We start from the raw sequence: 4,514 nt of genomic DNA on the forward strand, positions 1-4,514 counted from the left end.
GTTCAAGTGATGTATCCGGGTTTTAAATTCGGCGAAGGTGATCTTGTTGTTGAACTTGCAAGAAAAGCAGCTGCAAAAATCGGCAGAAGCTGTGAACTGCAGCACAGCGGCGGCGGAAGCGATGCTAACGTAATTGCTGGTTTCGGCATTCCAACTGTTAACCTTGCTGTAGGTTACGAAGAAATTCACACAACAAATGAAAGAATGCCAATCGAAGAGCTAGGAAAGCTTGGAGAGATGGTCATTGCTTTAATTCAAGAAGTGGCTGCACAATAAGACACAAAAGGGCTTCCGGCACGGAAGCCCTTTTATATAATTGCCAATTGATACTTACTCTTGCAGGAATAAAATGTTATATTGTTGATAGAGTATTAGACAGAAATTTTACGAAGGGTGTGAACTCTATGGCTGAAACCAATAAGATGGTAGTTTTCCAGGCAGGGAATGAAGAGTATGCTTTCCCAATCCTCTATGTCATTTCAATAGAAAAGCTTGAAGGAATGACAGCGATCCCTCATATGCCGGATTATGTAACAGGGATCACAAAGGTTAGGGGCGACTTGATCCCTGTAATTGACCTCGAAAAAGTACTTTATGGTCGTGATATTCAAGCCGATGAAAAAACTAGATTGATTGTTTTGCAGACAGCTGACATTTCAATCGGCACTTTAGTTAGAGACGCAAAGGAAATTCTGGAGATCCCAGCTGAAAATCTTAAGCAGCCAGGACTGATCGCCTATCAAAAAACAAAATTCATTTCAGGCATTGCCAATTTTGATAAGCGTATGATCATGGTCATCGACCCGGAAACGCTGATACAGTCACTTGAAGGTATTAAGGAAATCAAGGAATATATGCAAAAAGAGAAGAATGAATTACATAATTAAAGGAAATGATTTTTGCTATGGGATACAAACAAGGCTGGTTCAATGTGAACCAGCCTTGTTTGTATTTTTCTATAACTTGAAGCTTGAAAACGATTTTCGCAAATCCTCTGCCATGCTTGAAAGCTTACCTGAGGATTCCAAAAGCTCCTGCATTGTTGCGTTTTGTTCCTCTGTTGTGGCAGCAACCTGTTCAAGGAAAAGTGCAGACTTTGATGATGCTGTGATAACTTCAGTGGCCGACTGAGCCATAAACTCCATTTTTTCATTCGCGTTTACAACTGCTTCACTTACTTGGTTTCCTTTAATACTTACTTCTTCAATCGAATCTGCGATTTCAGTAAAAGTAATCGCCACTTTTTCCACAAGTTCGTTTCCTTTCAATACGGTCGCCTGGCTTTCATCCATAACATTCACAGCCTGGTTTGTTTCCTTCCCGGTCTGTTCAAGAATAGTGCGGATGCTTTCAGCCGCTCCTGCTGATTGTTCAGCGAGCTTTCTGACCTCCTGTGCAACGACACCAAATCCTTTACCATGTTCACCGGCACGTGCTGCTTCAATGGCAGCGTTAAGTGCAAGCAAGTTTGTCTGATTCGAGATATCAGTAATGATCTCGATAATTCTATGGATTTCCTGTGAATTATTCTTCAGTGAATGGATCACATTCGATAATTCGTTTACTTTTTCATTAATCATATCCATCTGTTCGGTAACGCTGAAAGCATACTGTTTGCCCTGCTCAATCTTCTCCTTCGAAACAGATGTAGTATATAGAGTCTCTTTAAGCGATCCAGTGACCTCTATTAACTGAGAAGAAACATTTTCAACGGCATTATTTGTACGTTCGGAAATTTTAACTTGTTCCTCAGAAGCCGATGCAACCTGCATGATTGAAGTAGTAATCTCGTTATTCGCTTCTGTCGTAGCTTCTGCATTAAGCTTTAAATTCCTCGACATTTCACTAACCTGGTCAGAAGATGAAAGGATACTGAAGATTGATGCCTTAAGGTTTCCGGACAATTGGTTCATAGCGGCAATAATCTGGCCAACCTCATCCTTACTTTTAGCTTCTAGTACTTTTACATTCAATTCGCCCGCAGCAAGCTTCTTGCAATAAGCTACCACATCTTTTAGGCCCCTGCTAATGTTTCGGGATACAAAGTACATAGCAATCGACGAGATGACGAATGCTATGATCATAATCATAAATGTATTCTGGACCATGGATGCGATCGAGGAATGAGTTTCCTTCATGATTTTCGTTCGATCATCAAGAATGACAGTCCTTAGGGAATTCAGTTTATCGATATTCATATCCCGAATGGTCTCAGCCTTATTGGCAAGACTGATTTGAGTGAAGATATCAACTTGCTCGCCTTTTTGTTTGAAATCTTCTACTGTTGCTAATATTTCATCTTCCCATACATTGTCCATATATTTGTCTGTCTTCATAATTGCGTTAAATAGAGCTTTTTCTTCCTCGGATTTAACATTTGATTTCAACTTTTCTGCAGACGCATTGAAATTCTCCGATTCCTTCTTATAGAGTGCCATCAGTTCTGGTTTTGGTTCAGTTATGTAATCTGTAATGATAATATATTTTTGCCGGAAAGTGGAACCCATGTCGCTGATCATGATCGCATAATCACTTTTTTCCTCAGCCTCGTCGATTGCTCCTGCCAGATTATTAAGCACTGTCGATAGATAGACGAAGCTGCCTAAAAAAATCACCATAATAAAAATAAAAACGCTTCCATATTTCTTTCCGATAGACCAATGCTGCATAAATATTCCCCCGTCTTAGCATAAATAACATTTAAATAATCTTACCCGTGTATGTATTTATATCGGCATTTACAATTAGTTCTTTAACTTTTTAAAATTTTTTCACATAGAATTCACAATCGTAATTATCTCTAAGAAACTTTTCTATTGAATAAGTCTTTAAGCAGAACTGTGAACAATCTGCAAAGAGCAGGCATTTTTATAAAAGTGTGTAGGAAGGGCTTTAAAATGAGTATTTATAAGGGATCCTTACAGTTAGTAACGACAGCTGAATAATCGTCTTCTAGGTAATGCTAGAGATTTTTTGATAAAATAAGAGGGAACGTATATTTGGGAAGTGGCTGACATGAAAGAGATGTATCCGAAAAAGGGCAGGGTTATTTTACATGTTGATATGAATAGTTTCTATGCTTCGGTTGAAATGGCATATGATCCAGACTTAAAGGGGAAACCGCTCGCGATTGCCGGGAATCCTGAAGAACGCCGGGGGATTATTGTGACCTGCAGCTATGAGGCGAGGAAATTCGGAGTCAGGACAACCATGCCATTATGGGAGGCAAAGAAGCTATGCCCTGACTTGATCATTAAAAAACCAAATTTTGAACGCTATCGATCAGCCTCTGCTGCCATGTTTGATTTATTGCGTCAATACACCGAGCTCGTAGAACCTGTTTCAATTGATGAAGGCTATATGGATATCACAGACTGTTCAGACCTTGGTTCTCCCCTGCAGATTGCAGAGAGCATTCAGAAGAGGTTACTAGAGCAATTAGATCTTCCATGCAGTATTGGGATAGCTCCTAATAAATTTCTCGCTAAAACCTCTTCCGATATGAAAAAACCCCTGGGTATCACGGTTTTAAGAAAACGTGACATTCCTATGATTCTCTGGCCGCTGGAGGTAGGAGAGATGCATGGAGTAGGAAGCAAAACTGCGGACAAACTAAAAAGTATTGGAATCAACACAATTGGCGGCTTGGCAGAGGCAAACGACATACAGCTGAAAGGTATGCTCGGTATTAATGGAATAAGGCTGAAGGAAAGAGCCAATGGCCTGGATAATCGGGTAGTCGATCCAGATTCAGTCTATGATTTTAAAAGTATTGGTAATTCCACAACCTTGCCGAGAGATGTTTCAAACCAGGTCGAGCTTTTGAAGGTGCTTGAAAGGCTTTCTGAACAAGTAGCGGCCAGGATGAAACGAAAGGAAGCCGTGGCAACGAATATAAGTGTCATGATCCGTTTTAAGGACAGGAAGACGATTACGCGGAGTCACAAGCTCCAAAATCCTGTTTCTAAAAAGGATGAAATTGCTGCTGCCGCCAAAACGCTTTTCCTCAAGCATTGGAACGGGGACGCGGTAAGACTGTTGGGCATTACCGGCACTGACCTTCTTGAAGCGGATCAAGCAGTGAAACAGCTGGACCTTTTCTCATTTGAGCAGGATGCAAGGAAGGAACCGCTGATTAATACAATGAGCATGCTGAGAGAGAAATATGGCAAAAGCATAATTGAGAGTGCTGGTTCACAAATTAAAAATAAATTTCCTGAAGAAAGTAAAGGAACAGATACAAGCTTTAATAAAGATTTCCTGCAGGACCGCAAGTTGCAGGAAAATGAAGAGAGCAAAGACGAATAAAATGATTATCCGATTCAGTTAAGGCAAAATAAATAAGAACCCAGATCTGAATGTTTGCAACACAAATCTATCATTGCTAAATTATAGAGTATGCATATAAAAACCTAGTTTTAGACAGAAGGGAAGTTGGAAAAATGTCAAAACAACAAATCGGAGTTATAGGACTTGCAGTCATGGGCAAGAACCTGGCGATGAATATTGAGAGC

At 40.1% G+C, this 4,514-nt stretch carries 5 protein-coding genes; 4 read left to right on the plus strand and 1 reads right to left on the minus strand.

The window, feature by feature from the left end; genetic code table 11:
* Both WB217_RS06230 and WB217_RS06235 read left to right on the plus strand, forming a co-directional pair.
* On the plus strand, positions 1 to 276 hold a 276-nt coding region (locus WB217_RS06230; RefSeq protein WP_423991680.1), incomplete at its 5' end, for a M20/M25/M40 family metallo-hydrolase.
* Between the two features lie 128 nt (positions 277 to 404).
* A complete protein-coding gene (locus WB217_RS06235; protein ID WP_423991682.1) occupies positions 405 to 887 on the plus strand; it encodes a chemotaxis protein CheW in 483 nt (160 codons plus the stop codon).
* Positions 888 to 956: 69 nt separating this feature from the next.
* On the opposite strand, the gene WB217_RS06240 is transcribed toward WB217_RS06235, so the two are convergent.
* Complete coding sequence (locus WB217_RS06240; protein ID WP_423991684.1) at positions 957 to 2,669, minus strand: methyl-accepting chemotaxis protein; 1,713 nt, start codon at positions 2,667 to 2,669, stop codon at positions 957 to 959.
* 346 nt (positions 2,670 to 3,015) lie between these two features.
* Here WB217_RS06240 and WB217_RS06245 point away from each other — a divergent pair, with 346 nt between their 5' ends.
* Together WB217_RS06245 and WB217_RS06250 are read left to right on the plus strand one after the other, a co-directional pair.
* On the plus strand, positions 3,016 to 4,308 hold the full coding sequence (locus WB217_RS06245) for a DNA polymerase IV (RefSeq protein WP_423991686.1): 1,293 nt from the start codon (positions 3,016 to 3,018) through the stop codon (positions 4,306 to 4,308).
* A 134-nt stretch (positions 4,309 to 4,442) separates the two neighbouring features.
* A partial coding sequence (locus tag WB217_RS06250; protein WP_423991688.1) for an NAD(P)-binding domain-containing protein occupies positions 4,443 to 4,514 on the plus strand: 72 nt, incomplete at its 3' end.

Source organism: Mesobacillus sp. (assembly GCF_049588175.1).
Taxonomy (GTDB): Bacteria; Bacillota; Bacilli; order Bacillales; family Cytobacillaceae; genus Mesobacillus.

What these genes read in the sequence shown, in the direction of transcription:
- WB217_RS06235 (WP_423991682.1), top strand. Translation starts at nt 405, where the DNA reads ATGGCTGAAACCAATAAGATGGTAGTTTTCCAGGCAGGGAATGAAGAG.
- WB217_RS06240 (WP_423991684.1), bottom strand. Translation starts at nt 2,669, where the DNA reads ATGCAGCATTGGTCTATCGGAAAGAAATATGGAAGCGTTTTTATTTTT.
- WB217_RS06245 (WP_423991686.1), top strand. Translation starts at nt 3,016, where the DNA reads ATGAAAGAGATGTATCCGAAAAAGGGCAGGGTTATTTTACATGTTGAT.